This window comes from Stutzerimonas stutzeri (assembly GCF_002890895.1).
GTDB lineage: Bacteria > Pseudomonadota > Gammaproteobacteria > Pseudomonadales > Pseudomonadaceae > Stutzerimonas > Stutzerimonas stutzeri_AB.
The window spans coordinates 65,387-83,077 of the sequence record NZ_POUL01000015.1; the positions used below are offsets into that span (position 1 = coordinate 65,387).

Annotated in this window: 12 protein-coding genes; 4 read left to right on the top strand and 8 right to left on the bottom strand. The window is 60.4% G+C overall.

The features are described 5' to 3' along the window. Positions 1 to 338 precede the first annotated feature (338 nt). From CXK96_RS20240 to CXK96_RS20260, 5 genes are all read right to left on the bottom strand, one after another. Positions 339 to 938: a hypothetical protein gene (locus CXK96_RS20240; protein WP_146030714.1), complete on the bottom strand. Its 600-nt coding sequence runs from the start codon at positions 936 to 938 to the stop codon at positions 339 to 341. 39 nt (positions 939 to 977) lie between these two features. Beyond that, positions 978 to 1,997 carry a DGQHR domain-containing protein gene (locus CXK96_RS20245; protein WP_102838191.1) on the bottom strand — a complete coding sequence of 340 codons (1,020 nt, stop codon included), beginning with the start codon at positions 1,995 to 1,997 and terminating at the stop codon, positions 978 to 980. Between the two features lie 11 nt (positions 1,998 to 2,008). Beyond that, positions 2,009 to 2,548, bottom strand: coding sequence for a hypothetical protein (locus tag CXK96_RS20250; RefSeq protein ID WP_102838192.1), 540 nt, complete (start codon positions 2,546 to 2,548; stop codon positions 2,009 to 2,011). Between the two features lie 114 nt (positions 2,549 to 2,662). Further along, entirely contained in the window at positions 2,663 to 3,925 is a 1,263-nt protein-coding gene (locus tag CXK96_RS20255; protein WP_102838193.1) for a ribonucleotide-diphosphate reductase subunit beta, read from the bottom strand. Between the two features lie 363 nt (positions 3,926 to 4,288). Beyond that, positions 4,289 to 7,183 carry a ribonucleoside-diphosphate reductase subunit alpha gene (locus CXK96_RS20260; RefSeq protein ID WP_102838194.1) on the bottom strand — a complete coding sequence of 965 codons (2,895 nt, stop codon included), beginning with the start codon at positions 7,181 to 7,183 and terminating at the stop codon, positions 4,289 to 4,291. A gap of 882 nt (positions 7,184 to 8,065) precedes the next feature. On the opposite strand from CXK96_RS20260, the gene CXK96_RS20265 reads away from it, so the two are divergent. Beyond that, a complete protein-coding gene (locus CXK96_RS20265) occupies positions 8,066 to 8,788 on the top strand; it encodes a winged helix-turn-helix domain-containing protein (RefSeq protein ID WP_102838203.1) in 723 nt (240 codons plus the stop codon). Continuing rightward, entirely contained in the window at positions 8,785 to 10,386 is a 1,602-nt protein-coding gene (locus CXK96_RS20270; protein ID WP_102838195.1) for an ATP-binding protein, read from the top strand. Before CXK96_RS20265 ends, CXK96_RS20270 begins: the two co-directional genes overlap by 4 nt. Positions 10,387 to 10,457: 71 nt before the next feature. On the opposite strand, the gene CXK96_RS20275 is transcribed toward CXK96_RS20270, so the two are convergent. Both CXK96_RS20275 and CXK96_RS20280 read right to left on the bottom strand, forming a co-directional pair. Beyond that, positions 10,458 to 11,171, bottom strand: coding sequence for a 4'-phosphopantetheinyl transferase family protein (locus CXK96_RS20275; protein WP_102838196.1), 714 nt, complete (start codon positions 11,169 to 11,171; stop codon positions 10,458 to 10,460). Between the two features lie 252 nt (positions 11,172 to 11,423). Continuing rightward, complete coding sequence (locus tag CXK96_RS20280) at positions 11,424 to 12,329, bottom strand: HTH-type transcriptional regulator ArgP (protein WP_102838197.1); 906 nt, start codon at positions 12,327 to 12,329, stop codon at positions 11,424 to 11,426. Positions 12,330 to 12,451: 122 nt separating this feature from the next. Here CXK96_RS20280 and CXK96_RS20285 point away from each other — a divergent pair, with 122 nt between their 5' ends. Together CXK96_RS20285 and CXK96_RS20290 are read left to right on the top strand one after the other, a co-directional pair. Then, complete coding sequence (locus CXK96_RS20285; protein WP_102838198.1) at positions 12,452 to 13,078, top strand: trimeric intracellular cation channel family protein; 627 nt, start codon at positions 12,452 to 12,454, stop codon at positions 13,076 to 13,078. Positions 13,079 to 13,204: 126 nt separating this feature from the next. After that, entirely contained in the window at positions 13,205 to 15,958 is a 2,754-nt protein-coding gene (locus CXK96_RS20290) for a response regulator (protein ID WP_180981572.1), read from the top strand. Positions 15,959 to 16,097: 139 nt separating this feature from the next. On the opposite strand, the gene CXK96_RS20295 is transcribed toward CXK96_RS20290, so the two are convergent. Then, a partial coding sequence (locus tag CXK96_RS20295) for a gamma-glutamyltransferase family protein (protein ID WP_102838204.1) occupies positions 16,098 to 17,691 on the bottom strand: 1,594 nt, incomplete at its 5' end.

Below are 17,691 nucleotides of genomic sequence, written 5' to 3' on the forward strand. Positions count from 1 at the left end.
AGGGTCGAGCAAACTGGCAGGCGACGCGGTTTCCCAAATCCCGTCAGGAGTACGAGTGGAGGTGCGTGGAAAGGGGTGGAACGATAGGCCAGGGGTGGTCCATCGGGACGACCCTCGGAACAGCGACGGAGCGAGGGGAGTTAAGCGCAGCGAACCTCGGATGTCGGGCGCGCTTTTTCTCTTTGGTTACTTTCTCTAGTCCAGGCAAGAGAAAGTAATTCGCCGTGCTAGGCGAAACCTGTCGGTCGGGCGAGGAAAGCGTGGCGGGGATGTAGAGCGGTGAGCTGGCAGCCGGAAAATAAATCTGTCCCCTTTTTCCGCATTGCTAAGGCTCTACATCAAAACGGAATATCGTCGTCGGGCTCGGTATCAACGCTTGGGTTTCCAGAGAAAGCCAAGATTTTACTGCTTTGATCAAATAACTGCTGGCGGTTATCTAAATAGTCCTCGTGCGCGCTCGCCTTGTCTCGCCACAAGTTTTGCTGAGAGGACATGATCGTATGGTTTTTGAGGCCATAGAAACAAAAAACTCCTTTTAAATGTCTACCGTCGCCAACAACTTCTAACAGGTAGTTGTTTATTCCAAGTCTTTGGCGATCCTCGTGCTTGAGGAATAGGCTGACGAACCTGTCTTCAATGCGACCCTCTATTGAGAAGGAGCGGATATCCTCATAAGAAGCATTAGGTTTCCGACTTTTGGTATGAAACTGGGCTTTACCATGAATTACGTTGGCGCTCTGCGTTAAATCAAACGTAATCTCCTGTGCCATTGTGCAGTCTGCGCAATACCACTTTCCAGACAGGTCCACCCCAGAATAGCGGAGTTTTGTTATCCACGGGCCAACCACCTTTTGAGTGAATAAAGCGCAAAAATACAGGATGATTGTCGTGACAATACCGCTAAAGACGCCGGTGAAGACGTTATCGAATGAGTTCAAGGTTTATTAGCCCTTTATAAGACTCACTACAAGGTCAATTTAATACTTTGGAGGTGCGTAGTTTAGATCATTGGACAGCGTTCCTAGGAGACCTCGCTTAACCTCAAGCATGGCGGAGTTGCCTGTCCCTGAAGGCGGAGTCGGGTGGTCTGCAATAAATCTACGCATTATTTCTTCAAAAAAACTTTGACTTAAATTCTTTGAGTCTCTTGCTTGTTCAATCAAACTATTCAGGGCTTGTATTACTCCGCCATAGCCGGAGGTCCTGAAAAAATAGCCGTCGGGATAATTGTGATTGCATTCTGCTAGCGCAACATTTAATGCATTAAACGCGTTAGAAATGATTTTCCTGAGCGCCCATTCTTCGTTGTTTTCGTAAAACCTTAAGGTCTGGCTATTTCTTGCGGTAAGAGACTTTATTAGTTGATCGATAAACGCGGCTTGAGAAAGAGTTTCAGTCTCCTCGACCTTTTTTCCGAGAATCTTGATCTTTCGATAAAACGGCGAGCTTTCATCGTTATTCAGTGATTTCACTATCTCGTGACAGGTTTTTTCGATGCTTCTCTGAGGGTTTAAAGAAAATAGGTCGTAGATAAGGGATTTGGATACTTGTTTTTGGTTGCTATTGATTGTCGCAAATATAGTGGCTTCGGAATATATGTCAATTTCAAATACGAAAACAATTAGTAAGTCGACTAGTTGTATTTTTTCTGGTGCGGTGCGTTGGAGTTCTCTCAAGCCAAGCACACGGTGCTGTCCATCCAATATATGTCCAATGGATTCAGCACTAAAGTCAATCTTGAGCTGGTTGTCTTCAATAAAAACCGCACTTTTTGATGCGGATACGATGATCGGTGTTGGAATAATGGCTTCGGGTTTTTGAAGGTAGTCTTCTATATCTTTAATTCTTTTTTTGTCTTCGTCGCGTTGAATTCCAAGCTCCGAGTTGTCGCTTCTCCTTCGAACCTCAAGGCGATTTATAACCTCTGACGCTTTCATTGTGCATGCGTAAAAGCTTCCGCCCGGCTGGTTGTATTGTATGTAGCTGTAAGTTTTCATTAAATAAATCCTTAGAGCGTATAGCCGTCAGATGTACTGGTTTTCTGGGCGGAGTCGTGGGTAAGTTGTTCAGTGTTTTCGTTGATCTCATTTATAACGACAATTCCTGATTCTTCTTCTTCAAGCCTCCAAAAACTAATTGAAGTCAGGATTGATGCTAGAAAAGCGAGCCAGTGAAATGCTTCCTGAGCACAGCTCACGAATACAGGGTTTTGGATCAATTTTAATGCAATCACCGAATCGATCAGGCCTAAAGCCGCTGCGACTAGTAGTAGCTTTAGCTTTCTGTGCTTGTTGGAGATTTGGTTCTTTTGAGCGTAGTCGCGTATTAGGAAGTATGCAGAAGTAGCAAGTAGGGAAGTGGCGAAGATTATAAAGTTCCCCTGCCTTGCCTGTCTGTTTAACTCACTGAGGGCGTCCTTTCCATCCCACCAGGCGTTGAAAATAGATAAGATAGGGCCTAGCTGCCCAAGTAAAACTGCAATAAACAGAAACCAGCCCAGACTTAATAGGCTTTTAGAAGATAATGCACTCTTTATTCTTTGTAGCATGCTTCAGTCCGTTGTAAAAAACCCTGCTAATGCAGGGCTTTACTTTTGCAGTATCGTCAGGCAAGCCATGTCAATCGGCGGTTCTTCTGCCTATCTGTCAGTTTTAGTCCGACATCAATCCCAACTCAAAGCCCCACCCGTCTGATACTCAATCACCCGCGTCTCAAAGAAGTTCTTCTCCTTCTTCAAGTCCATGATTTCGCTCATCCACGGGAACGGGTTGGTGGTGCCTGGGTACTCTTCCTTCAGACCAATCTGGGTCAGACGGCGGTTGGCGATGAACTTGAGGTAGTCCTCCATCATCGAGGCGTTCATGCCGAGGACGCCACGGGGCATGGTGTCGCGGGCGTATTCGATTTCCAGCTGCGTACCCTGAAGGATCATCTGGGTCGCTTCGTCCTTCATGGCGGCGTCCCACAGGTGTGGGTTTTCGATCTTGATCTGGTTGATCACGTCGATGCCGAAGTTCAGGTGCATAGACTCGTCGCGCAGGATGTATTGGAACTGCTCGGCGGTGCCGGTCATCTTGTTGCGGCGGCCCATGGAGAGGATCTGGGTAAAGCCGCAGTAGAAGAAGATGCCTTCGAGTACGCAGTAGTAAGCGATGAGGTTGCGCAGGAACTCTTTGTCCGTCTCGACGGTGCCGGTCTGGAAGGTCGGGTCGGAGATGGAGCGGGTGTACTTGAGGCCCCAGGAGGCTTTCTTCGCGACGCTCGGGATCTCGTGATACATGTTGAAGATCTCGCCTTCATCCATGCCCAGCGATTCGATGCAGTACTGGTAGGCGTGGGTGTGGATCGCCTCTTCGAAGGCCTGGCGCAGGATGTACTGCCGGCACTCGGGGTTGGTGATCAGGCGGTACACGGCCAGCACGAGGTTGTTGGCGACCAGGCTGTCGGCGGTGGAGAAGAAGCCGAGGTTGCGCTTGACGATGCGGCGCTCGTCCTCGGAGAGGCCGTCGGGGCTCTTCCACAGGGCGATGTCGGCGTTCATGTTCACTTCCTGCGGCATCCAGTGGTTGGCGCAACCATCCAGATACTTCTGCCAGGCCCAGTCGTACTTGAAGGGTACGAGCTGGTTGAGGTCGGCGCGGGCGTTGATCATCTGCTTGTCGCCGACGTGAACGCGGGCGGATTCGCCTTCCAGTTCATCCAGGCCTTCCTGGATGTCGAGGTCGTCCAGGGCCTTCTTGGCGCGGGCAACGGCAGCGGAGTCGTCAGAGGCAACGGCGCGGGCTTCTTCGACGGAGCCGGCGGCGTCCTTGTCGAGCTTGGCCGGTGCGTCGTTTGCGGCGGCGGCTTGCGGGGCAGCCGGCGTAGCGACGCCCGGCGCGGCGGTGGTGGTTTCTTCTTCGTCGAATTCGTCCCAGCTCAGCATGGCGGTTTTTCCTGATTGGGGACCGGCGCGGCCGGTCGGGAATGTTTTGGGCTTTTGTGTGTGCACGCAAAAGCAGAAATTGGTGGGCGGTAGGGCCCGATGTCACCGTATTTCCGAGAGGTCGGAGCGGGAGCGGATCGCGAGCAAGGACTAGGCGTCCCCCTCGCTCCTACAGCGTCCGTGTTGCCCTCAAACCTCAGAGCAGCGCTTTTCAGCAGCAGCTCGGTGTGAGCGGTTTCCAGAGCGAGGCAGCGCTAGGCGCCTGGCATGTCGGAGCCCCTGAGCGTACGCATGTACGTGATGGGGGCCGACCTGCCGGGCAACAACGCGCGGTCCGCTCTGGGGACCGCGACTTTCAACTACTTATTGGCAGGCTTCGCAGTCTGGTTCATCAATCGCACACGCCTTCGGCACCGGTGCCGGACCGGCTGCCATTTCTGGTGCTGGCGCAGCTTTGGCTGGAGCAGCGCTGGCGCCGCTGTTGCCACCGCTGGACACGGCGTTGAGCTTGCCGGTGTTGACGGTGGACTTCTCGGTGCTGGTCGCGGCCAGGGCACGGAGGTAGTAGGTGGTTTTCAGGCCACGGTACCAGGCCATGCGGTAGGTCACGTCCAGCTTCTTGCCGCTGGCGCCGGCGATGTAGAGATTCAGCGACTGGGCCTGGTCGATCCACTTCTGGCGGCGGCTGGCGGCGTCGACGATCCACTTGGTTTCCACTTCGAAAGCGGTCGCGTAGAGGTCTTTCAACTCCTGCGGGATGCGCTCGATCTGCTGTACCGAACCGTCGTAGTACTTGAGGTCGTTGATCATGACCGCGTCCCACAGGCCGCGCGCCTTGAGGTCGCGAACCAGGTAGGGGTTGATCACGGTGAATTCGCCCGAGAGGTTCGATTTCACGTACAGGTTCTGGTAGGTCGGCTCGATGGACTGCGACACGCCGGTGATGTTGGCGATGGTCGCGGTCGGCGCGATGGCCATGATGTTCGAGTTACGGATGCCGTTCTTGACGCGGGCACGTACCGGGGCCCAATCCAGGGACTCGGTCAGGTCGACGTCGATGTACTTCTGGCCACGCGCTTCGATGAGGATCTGCTGCGAGTCCAGCGGCAGGATGCCCTGGCTCCACAGCGAGCCCTGGAAGGTTTCGTAGGCGCCACGCTCGTCGGCCAGGTCACAGGAGGCCTGGATGGCGTAGTAGCTGACCGCTTCCATGGACTTGTCGGCGAAGTCGATGGCGGCGTCGGAGCCATAGGGGATGTGCTGCAGGTACAGCGCGTCCTGGAAGCCCATGATGCCCAGGCCCACCGGACGGTGCTTGAAGTTGGAGTTCTTCGCCTGCGGCACGGAGTAGTAGTTGATGTCGATGACGTTATCGAGCATCCGCACGGCGGTGCGCACGGTGCGCTCCAGCTTGGCGGTGTCCAGCTTGCCGTCGACGATGTGGCGCGGCAGGTTGATCGAGCCCAGGTTGCAGACGGCGATTTCGTCCTTGTTGGTGTTCAGCGTGATTTCGGTGCAGAGGTTGGAGCTGTGCACTACGCCGACGTGCTGCTGCGGGCTGCGCAGGTTGCACGGGTCCTTGAAGGTCAGCCATGGGTGGCCGGTTTCGAACAGCATGGAGAGCATCTTGCGCCACAGGTCTTTGGCCTGCAGGGTCTTGTAGTTCTTGATCTTGCCGTATTCGATCAGGGCTTCGTAGTACTCGTAGCGCTCCTCGAAGGCCTTGCCGGTGAGGTCGTGCAGGTCGGGTACTTCGCTCGGCGAGAACAGGGTCCACTTGCCGTCGTCGAAGACGCGCTTCATGAACAGGTCCGGAATCCAGTTGGCGGTGTTCATGTCGTGGGTGCGGCGACGGTCGTCACCGGTGTTCTTGCGCAGCTCGAGGAATTCTTCGATGTCCAGGTGCCAGGTTTCCAGGTAGGCGCAGACCGCGCCCTTGCGCTTGCCGCCCTGGTTGACTGCCACCGCGGTGTCGTTGACCACTTTCAGGAAGGGCACGACGCCCTGGGATTTGCCGTTGGTGCCCTTGATGTAGGCGCCCAGTGCACGCACCGGGGTCCAGTCGTTGCCCAGGCCGCCGGCGAACTTGGAGAGCAGGGCGTTATCGCGGATGGCGTCGTAGATGCCTCCAAGGTCGTCCGGCACGGTGGTCAGGTAGCAGGAGGACAGCTGCGGACGCAGGGTGCCGGCGTTGAACAGGGTCGGCGTGGAGGCCATGTAGTCGAAGGACGACAGCAGGTTGTAGAACTCGATGGCGCGGGCTTCGCGGTTTTCTTCCTCGATGGCCAGGCCCATGGCGACGCGCATGAAGAAGATCTGCGGCAGTTCGAAACGCACGCCGTCCTTGTGGATGAAGTAGCGGTCGTAAAGGGTCTGCAGGCCGAGGTAGGTGAACTGCTGGTCCTGCTCGTGGTTGATCGCCGCGCCCAGCTTGGCCAGGTCGTATTCCTTCAGCCGCGGGTCGAGCAGTTCGAACTGCACGCCTTTTTCCACGTAGGCCGGCAGGGCCTTGGCGTAGAAGTCAGCCATCTCGTGATGGGTGGCGGACTCGGCGACTTCGAGGAAGCTCAGGGCTTCAGCGCGCAGGGTGTCCATCAGCAGGCGAGCGGTGACGTAGGAGTAGTTCGGCTCACGCTCGACCAGGGTCCGGGCGGTCATCACCAGGGCGGTGTTGACGTCGGTCTGCTCGACACCGTCATACAGGTTTTTCAGGGTTTCTTTCTGGATCAGCGCGCCATCGGCTTCTTCGAGGCCTTCGCAGGCTTCGGTGATGATGGTGTTCAGGCGGCCCAGGTCCAACGGCGAGAGGCTACCGTCGGCACGCTTGATGCGGATGCTCGGATGGGCTTCGACCGGTGCGTCGATGGCGCCGCGCTTGCGCTCCTGGCTGCGAGATTCACGGTAGATCACGTAGTCGCGGGCCACTTTCTGCTCGCCGGAACGCATCAGGGCCAGTTCGACCTGGTCCTGGATCTCTTCGATGTGGATGGTGCCGCCGGAAGGCATGCGACGCTTGAAAGTGGCGGTGACCTGTTCGGTCAGGCGGGCGACGGTGTCATGGATGCGCGACGAGGCGGAGGCGCTGTTGCCTTCCACTGCGAGAAACGCCTTGGTGATGGCGACGGTGATCTTGTCGTCGGTGTAGGGGACGACTGTACCGTTGCGCTTGATCACGCGCAGCTGGCCCGGCGCGGTAGCGGCCAGGTCCAGCGAGCTGTTGTCGGCGTGCGGGTTCTCGCGAGTGGACTCGTTCTGCATGGGGTCTCCGGATTCTCTCTGTCTCGGTAGCACGTTAGGTGTCAGGCCTGCTTTGTGGGCGGCCTTGATCGGGTCTTGCGTATCTCGTATTGCATGAACCATGCCCCGGCGAACCGGCCCATGGGTGACTCAAAACTGGAAACGATCCGGCACCGGGGGTGGCGAATCGAATGTGCCGAAGCATAGTCAGGCGTTGTGAAGATCACAACCTCAAAACACAACATGTAGTGTGACGCGCTTGGCGCATGCGCTACTGCTGGGCTTGAGCAAAATCAACGTTGGGCTGTGCAGGATCGCGGTCTGCGGCGACGATCTATCGCGCCCGTGGGGGCGCGAGCCGGGTAAAAATCAGAGCGAATTTATTTTGCTTGCTTTTTTCGGCGTTTGTGTCTGTTTGGCCTAGGACACCCAATATGTGGGGTAAAAGGCGCTTGGAGCGACACGATAGTGGGGGTTCAGGCCCAGTGCAAGGCACCTGAAATGAACAACCTGTGGATAACATGTGGGTGAGCTGTGCGCGATAAGGGCGCAGCCCGCGCCGTTTCCGGCGTGCAAAGGCTTCGGATGAAATGCGGGCTCATACAGCGCTTTCAGACGCCCGGAGGTGCCTTGGGTAAAACACTATATGTGGTGTTTTGTCAAAGGCGGATTTATCGCCGTTTAGGCTCAGCGAGACGGTGATTTGACGGAGCGGGCTGCGCTGATGGCCTTTTGCCTGGCTCAGGGCCGGCGCGGCGCTGTGGCGGTTCTGCGAAGCGGGCATCAAGGGCGTCGCTTCCACCGGTCATCCAGGCCGCTCCGTCGTGGAGGTGCATGTCAACCGCTGCCATCTGGCGGTGCCCTGGCGCTACAATGCCGGCCGGTGTATCGGGAGGGCGCGTGGTGGATCAAGAGTCTTGGAACATCCTGATTGTCGAAGATGACCAGCGGTTGGCCGAACTGACCCGCGAGTATCTTGAAGGCAATGGCATGCAGGTCTCGATTGAGGCGGACGGCGCCCAGGCGGCCGAACGCATCATCAACGAGCGTCCCGATCTGGTGGTGCTCGATCTGATGCTGCCCGGCGAAGACGGATTGTCGATCTGCCGCAAGGTGCGTGATCGATATGACGGGCCGATCCTGATGCTGACCGCGCGTGCCGACGACCTCGATCAGGTGCTGGGCCTGGAGATCGGTGCCGATGACTATGTGTGCAAACCGGTGCGGCCGCGGTTGCTGCTGGCCCGCATTCGCGCCTTGCTGCGGCGCCGGGAAGGGCCAGAGGCGGCAGCGATTGCAGGCGGCAAGCGCGTCCAGTACGGCCCGCTGGTGGTCGACAACGCGTTGCGCGAGGCCTGGTTGCGCGGTGAGGGCATCGAGCTGACCGGCGCAGAGTTCGACCTGCTATGGCTGCTGACCTCCAATCCGGGACGGATCATGTCCCGCGAACAGATCTTCTCTGAATTGCGCGGTATCGAATACGACGGCCAGGATCGCTCCATCGATGTGCGTATTTCGCGCATCCGCCCCAAGATAGGTGACGACCCCGACCACCCGCGCCTGATCAAGACGGTGCGTGGCAAGGGCTACCTGTTCGTCTCCGAAGCGGCTGAAGCGCTGCAGTGAATTCGATCTTCCTGCGCATCTACGGCGGCATGCTTGCCGTACTGGTGCTGGTTGGACTGCTGGGCGTGGGCGGTCTGCATCTGCTCAACCAGGTACGGGCCGATCAGCATCGCGAAGCGCTGGCGGCCGGTACCTTTCGCCTGATGGCGCACAACATGAGCAACATGACGCCCATCGAACGGCGTCAGGCGGCGAACCTCTGGGGGCGGCTGCTGGGGATTCCGTTGCGGGTGCGCACGCTGGAAGACATCCGGCTGGAAAGCGGCCTGGAGACACGACTGCTGCGCGGCCAGGTCTTGGTGGAGCAGATTCGCCCCGGCAGCGTGACGATTTATTCCCTAGTCAGCGCCGACGACCGGCTGGCCCTGACCGGCGAGGTCGAGCAACTCAGCGAACAGCTGGCACGCGCCACTATCTATCTGCTGATCGACGAGCTGATCCGCTATCCCGAAGCCGAACAACCCCAGCGTCTGGCCGAACTGAAGACGGCGCGTGGTTTTGGCTATCCGCTGGAGCTGCTGACCCGCGACAGCGCCAGCCTCGACGACGATCAGCGGCGCCGGCTGGATGAAGGCGACACGGTGATGGCGCTGGTCAACGGCGGCGAGGCCATCCGGGTGTTCGCCGCGATTGCCGGAACCCCGTGGATCATGTCGCTGGGGCCGTTGCGTCAGCTCAATCCCTATCCGCCCGAGCTGCTGACCCTCATCGGTGTATTGGGTCTGTCGCTGATCGGGCTGACGGTGTATCTGCTGGTACGCCAGCTGGAGCGGCGTCTAAGGAGCGTCGGGCGCGCCGCCACGCGCATTGCGAACGGCCAGCTGGAAGCGCGCGTGCCGGATGCCGGAACCGATTCGGTCGGGCGATTGGCCAAGGCCTTCAATGGCATGGCCACTCATCTGCAGCGCTTGCTGGCGGTGCAGCGGGAAATGGTCAGCGCCGTGGCCCACGAGCTGCGAACGCCGGTCGCGCGGTTACGTTTCGGCCTGGAAATGGCCGGCTCGGCGCAGACAGCGGAAGCACGCAATCGCTATCTGGAGGACATGGATGGCGATATCGACGACCTGGATCGCCTGGTGGACGAGATGTTGGTCTATACGCGCCTCGAACGGGGTTCGCCAGAGCTGACGTTCCAGGCGGTGGATCTCGGCGCGCTGGTCGATCAGGTCATCGGTGAGCTGGCGCCATTGCGGCCAACGGTACAGGTCGAGCGCGGGCCCTGTAAGCCGGCCGCTGACGGCAGCAGCGTGGTCGATGCTGAGCCGCACTATCTGCGTCGCGCCTTGAGCAATCTGATCAGCAACGCCATGCGCCATGCCGAAACGCGGGTTCAGGTCAGCTTCGTCATCGATGGCGAGCGAGCGCAGCTGGTGGTCGACGATGACGGGCCGGGCGTTCCCGAGGAGGCGTGGGAGAAGGTCTTTGCCCCCTTCCTGCGCCTGGACGACAGCCGCACCCGTGCCTCCGGGGGGCATGGTCTGGGCCTGTCTATCGTGCGGCGAATTACCTACTGGCACGGCGGCCGTTCGCAGATTGGGCATAGCGACCTGGGCGGCGCGCGCTTCAGCCTGGTCTGGCCGCGCAAGCGGGCGAAGTAGACGCTGGGGCGCCACCTTGCGGTTACTGAAAGGTTTGTTGTCGGCGAGGGCCCCGCGCCGGGCTGTGCGATTCAGGCCGGAATGCTCACCAGACTCAGCAGGTAGTCATCGAACTGCACGAACTGCCCTTCCAGTTCAGCGCCAGCCGTCCATTCTTCCGATAAATCATTGAGCAGACGCAGGCGGACGTAACCGCTGCTGTCGTGGTGAATCAGCTCGGCTTCCTGAAAATAGAAGCGCTTGTTCACCAGCGGATACAGCGCCTTGAACAAGCTTTCCTTGATGGAAAAGGTCAGGGTGACGCGCAGCGCGCGCTGGGTCTCGTCGAGTGCGGAGTAACCTTCCAGTTCGCGCGGCGTGAGGATTTCAGCGACCAGGCGGTCGGCCCGTGTGGTAGGTATCTGCTTCTCCACATCCAGCCCGAGACCGCGCCATTGCTCGCGACGCGCCACCACGGTCGCCGCCCAGCCAGTGCCATGGGTGATGGAGCCGACCACCCCGGCAGGCCAGTTGGGCGAGCGGTCCTCGTTCACGGCCGGGATGCACGGCACGCCCGTCACCCTGCGCAAGGCCTCGTGCGCACAGAGGCGGCCGGCAAGAAACTCGGTCTGGCGCTTGCTCACGGCGCTCATGCCCGGCACGCCGCAGCGGGTGAAGTCCTCGGGGTCGAGCAGGGCGGGGTCGAAGCGGGTGCTGATCAACTGCACACCGGGCAAGGCGAGCGGCAGCGGCCAGTGATCGCTCAAAGGCGAGCAGCAGGCCGGGTGATAAAGAATGGAAGTCATGGGCGTTAGTGTGCCTCAGTGCCAGCCCGAGCGCAGTCCCGGTGATGCGCTTGGCGTGGACATGGGATTCTTCGCGAGCAAGCTCGCGCCTACGTAGCCCGGGTTGGCCCCTGTAGTAGAAAGCCCGCTTTCCCTTGAGCCGGACGCACGGGCGGGGCGGCCATCGATTTGAGCCCTGTCCTGATCTCGCATCTTATTGCTCTTGCAGAAGCGAGCTGGCTCGCGGACCACAAAAGCAGGCGGACACTCTTTTCAGCAGGCTTCCTCAGGTCGCGCAAGGATCTTCGGCGCAGCTTCGATGATCTGGCGCGACAGACTTTCCATGCGCGGCGACTGCACCTTCCAAGTGTGCCAGTACAGCGAGATGTCCAGCGGCGCGTCTGCGGCCAGGTCGACCACGATGCCCCCGGCCAATGCATCCTGCAGCAACGGCTGCGGCACCATGCCATAGCCCAGCCCGTAGCGGATCGCGTTGAAGCGAGGCTCGGCGCCGGGCACGTAGTGGCAAGGGTAGGCGCCCTCGGGCAGGCCCAGCCGCCGAAGCAGGAACGAAGAGGTGAGGCGGTCCTTGTTGGTGTAGGCGACCACCGGCGCCTTGCGCGCGGCATTGCGGTTCAGACCGTTGGGAAAGTACTGCTGCCGAAAGGCGGCGGACGCTACCAGGCGATAGCGCATGCTTCCCAGCGGGCTGGCCGTGCAGCCGCGCATGGGCTTGGGTTCGGTGCTGATGCAGCCGATTGCCAGACCGGTTTCCAGCAGGCTGTAGGTGTGGTCCTGGTCCTCGACCGTCAGATCGAGCAGCACGCGTTCCTTGATCAGCACGTCGGCCAGCGCCGGAAAGAACCAGGTGCCCAGGCTGTCGGCATTGAGCGCGGCGACCACCACCAGCGGCGCGTCGCTGCGCTCGGCCAGGTCGGCCATCAGGTCGGCTTCAAGCAAGGTGGCCCGCTTGAGGTACTGCAGCAGCCGCTGGCCTATTTCGGTAGGGCGACAGGGGCGGCTGCGCACCACCAGAGCATTGCCCAAGGCGCTTTCCAGCGCTCGCACCCGCTGCGAAATAGCAGGTGGCGTCAGATGCAGGCGCAGGGCAGCTTGCTCAAAACTGCCTGTTTTGATGACCGCACGGAAGGCTTCAGTCTGTTTGGGATCAAGATTCAAGCCCTGCGTCCTCAGATTAAATAAATGTTTGTATAGCCTAATTTTGCTAAGTCACATCGATTGAATAGCAGTGTGCCCCATAATGGCGCCGTTTTCCCGCCTGCCTGTTCTGGAGTTCCGCTGTGACGCTGTTGCACATCATCTATCTGATCGCCATTACGGCCGAAGCCATGTCCGGCGCCATCATGGGCATGCGCCGCGGCATGGACCTGTTCGGTATCTGCATGCTCGGCACGGTGACGGCGCTGGGCGGCGGCACGGCGCGCGATGTGCTGCTGGGGCATTACCCGATCGGCTGGATCGCCCACCCCGAGTACCTTGGTTTCACCGTGGGCGCGGCCATCGTCACCGCCCTGGTCGCGCGGCACATGCATCACCTGCGGCAGGTGTTTCTGCTGGTCGACGGCCTGGGTCTGGTGGCCTTTACCGTGATCGGTTGCGGCGTGGCCATGGACATGGGCGCGCACCTTTCAATCGTTGTGCTGGCGGGGGTCATCACCGGCGTGTTTGGCGGATTGCTGCGCGACATTCTCTGCAACCGTGTGCCGATGGTGTTGCGGCGCGAGCTCTATGCCACGGTGGCGCTGTTCACTGGCGTGCTCTACGTAACGCTGCTCTGGCTCGGGATCGACACGTCCATCGCCTCGCTGGCCACGCTGTGTGCGGGCTTCCTGTTCCGGGTGCTGGCAATGACCTTCCAGTGGCAGCTGCCGCACTTCCAGGAGCGCGACGTCCGCGGGCTGGACTGAATTCGCAACCGCCAGGCGCCCAATCAAAACGCGCCTGGTTCTGCCTGACGTGCATTTGTCTTGCAACGCAGATTCCCGCCCTTCGAGCCGCTACACTAGCGCACTGGCCACCAGGGGAATGGAACCGTGCTGAGAGACCTAGGAATAAAGAGTCGGGTGCTGGTGTTGATCTTGTTGCCCAGCACGGTGCTAGCCGTAGCGCTTGGCATCTATTTCACCTGGATGCAGCTGTCGGAGATGCGCCATCAGCTCGATGCGCGCGGCCAGTTGATCGCCCAGCAGCTGGCGCCGCTGGCGGCTCCGGCCATGGCGCAGGGCTACGGCAAGCGGCTGCAGCGCATTCTCAATCAGGTGCTGGATCAGCCTGATGTGCGTGCAGTCTCCATCCTCGATGCCGAGCGCAATCTGCAGGCCCATGCCGGGCCGAACATGATCACCCCGTCGCCGCCAACCGATCCCGAAGCGCTGACTCAGGTCAGCAGCGTCGACACCACGCGCATCCTCCTGCCGGTGCTAGGCAAGCATCTGAATCTCGCTGAAGACAATCCCGACAACGACCTCCGCCTGATTGGCTGGCTGGAGTTGGAGCTGTCGCACCAGGGCACGCTGCTGCGCGGTTACCGCAGCCTGTTTGCCAGCCTGTTGCTGATTGGCGCCGGGCTGATCATCACTGCACTGCTGGCGCTGCGCATGAGTACCTCAATCAGCAAGCCGCTGCACAGGGTCAAGGTGGCTGTGGCGCAGCTCAAGGACGGTCACCTGGAGACTCGTTTGCCAGCGCTCGGCAGCCATGAAATGGACGAAGTGGCAGCGGGCATCAACCGTATGGCTGAAGCCTTGCTGGCCGCTCGTGAAGAATTGCAGCAGAGCATCGATCAGGCCACCGAAGACGTGCAGCAGAACCTCGAGACCATCGAGATCCAGAACATCGAGCTGGACCTGGCACGTAAGGAAGCGCTGGAGGCCAGTCGGATCAAGTCCGAATTCCTGGCCAACATGAGCCACGAGATCCGCACGCCGCTCAACGGCATTCTCGGCTTTACCCACCTGCTGCAGAAAAGCGACCTGACGCCACGCCAGCAGGACTACTTGTCGACCATCGAAAAATCCGCTGACAGTCTGCTCGGGATCATCAACGAGATCCTCGACTTCTCGAAGATCGAGGCCGGCAAGCTGGTCCTCGACAACATCCCGTTCAATTTGCGCGATCTCATCGAGGACACCCTGACGATTCTCGGCCCGGCGGCGCACCAGAAGCATCTGGAGCTGGTCAGCCTGGTCTACCGCGACACGCCGCTATCCCTGGTCGGTGACCCGCTGCGACTCAAGCAGGTGCTGACCAATCTGGTCAGCAATGCCATCAAGTTCACCAATGAAGGCACCGTCATCGTCCGGGCGATGGTCGAAGACGAGCGCTCCGACCGCGCTCAGCTGCGCATCAGCGTGCAGGACACCGGCATCGGTCTGACTGATCAGGATCTGCGTGCGCTGTTCCAGGCGTTCAGTCAGGCGGACAATTCGCTCTCGCGCCAGCCGGGCGGTACGGGGCTCGGGCTGGTGATCTCCAAACGACTGATCGAGCAGATGGGCGGCGAAATCGGGGTCGACAGCATTCCGGAAGAGGGCTCCGAATTTTGGATCAGTCTGAGCCTGCCCAAGGCGCGTGACGACATCGAGGACCTGCCGCGGGCGGCGCTGCTCGGACGCAAGGTCGGCTTGCTCGAGCAGCATCCGCTGACACGCCAGGCGTTGCAGTATCAGCTGGAAAGCTGCGGCATGGAGGTGCTGCCGTTTGACAGCCTGGATCAGTTGCAGGCGGCGGTGTTCGAAGCGCATACCAGCGACACACCGATCGAGGTGGCCGTGCTCGGTGTGACCCATCGAGAAATCGCGCCGCAACAGCTGTGCCTGCGGCTCTGGGAGTTCGAAGGGTTGGGTTGCAAATGCATCGTGCCCTGCCCGACCAGCGAACAGGCGCAATACCACGAGGCGCTGCCCGAATCGCACACCCATGCCCAGCTGCAGAGCAAGCCGGCCTGTACGCGCAAGCTGCAGCGGGTGCTACTCGATCTGTTGCGGCCGCCACAGGCGATGATCGAGAGCATCGCCGTGTCGGAAACCCGACCGCCACGGGTACTGTGCGTCGATGACAACCCGGCCAATCTGCTGCTGCTGGAAACCCTGCTGACCGACATGGGCGGTGAAGTCGAGGCGGTGAGCAGCGGCGCCGAGGCGCTGGAAGCAGTCAAGCACAAGTCCTTCGATCTGGTGTTCATGGACGTGCAGATGCCGGGCATGGACGGGCGCCAGACCACCGAGGCGATTCGTCGCTGGGAAGATGACAGTGCGCAGCCACCGATGCCGATCGTTGCGCTCACGGCTCACGCGCTGTCCAACGAAAAGCGCTCGCTATTGCAGAGTGGGCTCGACGATTACCTGACTAAGCCGATCAGCGAGCGCCAGCTGGCCCAGGTGATCCTGAAGTGGACCGGCCTGCCGCTGGCCCGCAGCTTTGTTGCAGCGCTGCCTGAGACGGCGACGCCAGAAAACAATCTCAAGGTGCTCGATGCGGAAGAAGGGTTGCGCCTGGCCGCCGGTAAAGCTGATCTCGCAGCGGACATGCTGAGCATGCTGTTGGCCTCGCTGGAGGATGACCGTCAGGTGATCCGCGAGGCGCGATTGATAAATGATCGTCAGGCAATGATCGACCGCGTGCACCGGTTGCACGGCGCGACCCGCTATTGCGGCGTTCCGCAGCTGCGGGCGGCCTGCGAGCGCAGTGAAACCTTGCTCAAACAGAACCATCCAAGCGCCGCCCAGGCGCTGGATGAGCTGGACAGCGCCATCGAACGCCTGGAGAACGAAGCGCGAGTCGTCTAGCGAATCCGGCCGACGTCAACGTATTCATGTTGACGTCGGGCCGATACCGGAAACATCCGGCACTTGCTCTGGGCGTGGCGCGCGCCCTGCGACGACGCAAGTCGCCGGGTTGCCTGTAGTTCCGGTGGCCGGTGCGGCGTCACTCGCCCATGACTACACCTTCGCGGCGCGGATCAGCGCCGCCGAACCAACCGCTGTCGCTACGCTGAATGGCCTGCAGCCCACTGGTCATCTCCGTCTCGTTGACCTCGTGACCACGCGCTTTCAGCCCCTGTACGGTGCTGGCCGGGAAGCGTCCTGCTTCAAGCACTGTGGGACCGTTGAAACTGCCGAAGTTGGGCAGGTCGATGGCGCGCTGGGCATCGAGTCCCCAGTCGTACATGCCCAGCAGGGTCTTCGCCGTGAAGTGGATGATTGCCGCGCCGCCCGGCGAGCCGAGGCTCGCCAGGAACTGTTCACCCGTGACGTCGAACACCAGCGTCGGGCTCATGCTTGAGCGGGGACGCTTGTTCGGTTCGACCCGATTGGCCACTTGCCGACCCATCGCGTCGTAGGGTTCGAAGGCAAAGTCCGTCAGCTCGTTATTCAGCAGATAGCCGCCGGCGAGGCCGGTGCCGCCATCGTTGAGCAGGCGCGAGCCGAAGGCCTGCTCGATGGTGGTGGTCATCGCCAGTGCATTGCCCTCGGCGTCGACGATGCTGATGTGGCTGGTGCCGTATTCCGCCTGTGCCGCCTGCGGGGCGAACGAGACAGGCATCTCACCGGGTTCTCCCGCTTCGGCGGTGCCCATGCTGCGCGGACCAATCAGCGCGGCGCGTTGTTTAAGGTAGCTCGGTGCAAGCATGCTGTTCCAGGTGCGGCCGGGTACCGGCACGAAATCAGGGTCGGCCAGGTATTTGGCGCGGTCTGCATAGGCCAGGCGTGCGGCCTCGGTGTAGCGGTGCAGGAATTCGACGGAAGGCACCCCCTGATCGAGAGGCTGAACCGGCGGCAGCTGTTCCAGCATGCCGAGGATCTGCATCTGAGTTATGTGGCCCGATGACGGTGGCGGGAAGCCGCAAACCTGATAACGCTTCTGCCAGAGGGTGCAAATGGCGTCGCGCTGGCGCGGTTGATAGCCTTCCAGGTCATTCAGACTGATGCGGCCTGGGTTGGTCGGATGAGTGTTTACCTGCAGGACCAGTGAGCGGGCATTGGCCCCTGTATAGAACGCCTCGCTGCCGCGCTCTGCGATGTCTTTGAGCAACGCCGCGAGGGCGGGATTGCGCAAGCGATGGCCGACCGGTAGAGGCTCGCCATCTTTCTGGTAGTAGAACACCGCCGCACGCGGGTCTTTGCGCAAGGCCGGGTCGCTGGCCAGCAGGCCACGGAGGCGTGGGCTGATCTCGAAACCGTCTTCGGCAAGTTCGATGGCCGGCTTGAACAAGGCGCTCCAGGGCAACTTGCCGTACTGGTCGTGAGCGCGTTCGAGCATCCTGACCACACCGGGCACACCCACCGACCGGCCGCCCACCACGGCGTCGAGAAACGCCATCGGCTTGCCGTCAGCCGTCAGGAAGAGTCGCTCGTCCACCGCTGCCGGCGCGGTCTCGCGCCCATCCAGTGCCGCGATATGTTCGCCATCCCAGTGCAACAGAAAGGCACCGCCGCCCAGCCCGCTGGATTGCGGCTCGACCAGGCTCAGCACCATCTGAACCGCCACGGCGGCGTCCATCGCGCTGCCGCCAGCTTTA

Coding starts and splice junctions, on each gene's coding strand:
- CXK96_RS20250 (WP_102838192.1), bottom strand. CDS start 2,548: ATGCTACAAAGAATAAAGAGTGCATTATCTTCTAAAAGCCTATTAAGT.
- CXK96_RS20260 (WP_102838194.1), bottom strand. CDS start 7,183: ATGCAGAACGAGTCCACTCGCGAGAACCCGCACGCCGACAACAGCTCG.
- CXK96_RS20275 (WP_102838196.1), bottom strand. CDS start 11,171: ATGACTTCCATTCTTTATCACCCGGCCTGCTGCTCGCCTTTGAGCGAT.
- CXK96_RS20245 (WP_102838191.1), bottom strand. CDS start 1,997: ATGAAAACTTACAGCTACATACAATACAACCAGCCGGGCGGAAGCTTT.
- CXK96_RS20255 (WP_102838193.1), bottom strand. CDS start 3,925: ATGCTGAGCTGGGACGAATTCGACGAAGAAGAAACCACCACCGCCGCG.